Source organism: Tunicatimonas sp., assembly GCF_049647865.1.
Taxonomy (GTDB): domain Bacteria; phylum Bacteroidota; class Bacteroidia; order Cytophagales; family Cyclobacteriaceae; genus Tunicatimonas.
Window position 1 is genome coordinate 1 of record NZ_JBARYM010000604.1, and the last position, 1964, is coordinate 1964.

Consider the following 1964-nt stretch of genomic DNA (forward strand, 5'->3'; position numbering starts at 1 on the left):
TGTGTATATAGATAGGAATTTCGCCAGCAACATTCATTTTGGCTTTTCGCACAATGGGTAAGACAGAAAATGTTTGATAAAACATGGTATAATAGTTTAGTTTATGTTGATGACTTATTTTTTAAGTCTATTAATTCAACTAAAGCATCGATATATTCAAATCAACATATGCATTTATATTATTGTAATTCAACAACTTATGCAAAATTCGGTGACCTTTGTTAGGTACTTAAAAAGGTCACCGAATAGGTCACATTTCTTTTGAGAATCTATGAATAATATGGAAGTGGATCGAAACGAAAACCCCTCAAACCATATGATTTGAGGGGTTTTGCATATTTTGATAATAAAGATGCGGTCTGGACGGGACTCCTGAAATCTTAACTTCAACTATGTCTATTCACAAATAATTAGCTGTAAATATCTCATAATTAACTGATTATGTTATTTCTTAGACCTAACGCAATTAAGCTAAATAAAGATAGTATATGTTTTAGTTAAGAGTAATCGGCACCCAAACCGGCACCCTCATTTGGTCAAGTTACGATTCTAGACTACATTTAGGAAAAACCTAAATAGCTATGGCAGAACCTAGATTCAGGTTGAGACAACCGAACTCCAAGAAAAGTCAACCAATCACTCTGATATTAAGGAGTGGAAAAGTAAAAGCAACTATTCCAACCGGATACAGTGTCATGCCTGATCATTGGAATTTCAGAGATCAAAAAGTACGAAATATTGTCGATGCAAATGATAAAGACGAGATCAATTCTTTGCTATCGACATACTACGATACTGGTGAACTTGTGCTTTCACAATTAAAAAGGCAAAAGAAAACCATCACTAAAGAATCAATTAAGTATGAATTCAACAGGATTCTTAAAGAAAACGAAGAGAAACTTAGTGAAAGTGCTGAAGATAATAAAGCCGGATTGTTCAACTACATAGATATGTTTATTGAGAAATCAAAACAAAGAATTAATCCAGATACCGGTGAGAAGCTGGACAGCAGTACTATAAATAAATATAAGTTAGCGAAGGAAAGACTACAAGAGTTTCAGAAGCAGTATGACCGGCCAGTAGACTTCGACTTCATCGATATGGAGTTCTACTATGATTATGTGGATTTTCTATCCGAATATAAAAATTATGCCCTCAACACGGTAGGTAAGTACATCAAGACACTAAAGGAAATTCTTAATGACGCTACTGAAAATAGTGCTAATACTAACCTGACATTTAAGAGTAGGAAATTCAAGACTCTAACTGAGGATGTAGATGCAATCTATCTTTCGGAAGAGGAATTAAATGTAATACTTGAACTGGACTTAAGTAATAATTCTCGTCTCAATAAAGCAAGAGACTTATTCCTAATAGGAGCATGGACTGGGCTCAGATTTTCGGACTTCTCAAGGTTAACTAAAGATGATATTATTGACAATAATTTAATTTCCATCCAGTCCTTAAAAACAAAAGAGAAAGTTGTAATACCGATCCACCGCTCGTTGGAAAAAATCATACAAAAATACGATTGGGATTTTCCAGAATCCATCTCTAACCAGAACTTGAATAATTACATAAAGGAAGTGTGCGAAATGGCTGGCATTAATCAAACTACAACTAAGACGTATACAAAAGGTGGGCGCAGAATCAAAGAAGTCTATCAAAAACACGAGTTGGTGTCAACTCACACTGCCCGACGCTCGTTTGCGACCAATTTATACAAATCAGGATTTCCGGCAATCTCTATCATGAAAATTACTGGGCATAAAACTGAGAAATCATTCCTGAAATATATTAAGGTCACATTGGAAGAACATGCTGAGCTTTTGAAGAAACATTGGGAAAAGCAGTCACACTTTGTTAAAGCATAACTCATTCTAATTACATTGTGTATTCAACTACTCACATTACCCCTACTTGACTCATAATCAGGTGGCCGCTGGTTCGAGCCCAGCAGGGCC

At 35.2% G+C, this 1964-nt stretch carries 1 protein-coding gene; it reads left to right on the forward strand.

Features of this window, described 5'->3' with window-relative positions:
* Positions 1 to 581 precede the first annotated feature (581 nt).
* Positions 582 to 1874: a tyrosine-type recombinase/integrase gene (locus WBA23_RS17705; RefSeq protein ID WP_424583617.1), complete on the forward strand. Its 1293-nt coding sequence runs from the start codon at positions 582 to 584 to the stop codon at positions 1872 to 1874.
* Positions 1875 to 1964 lie beyond the last annotated feature (90 nt).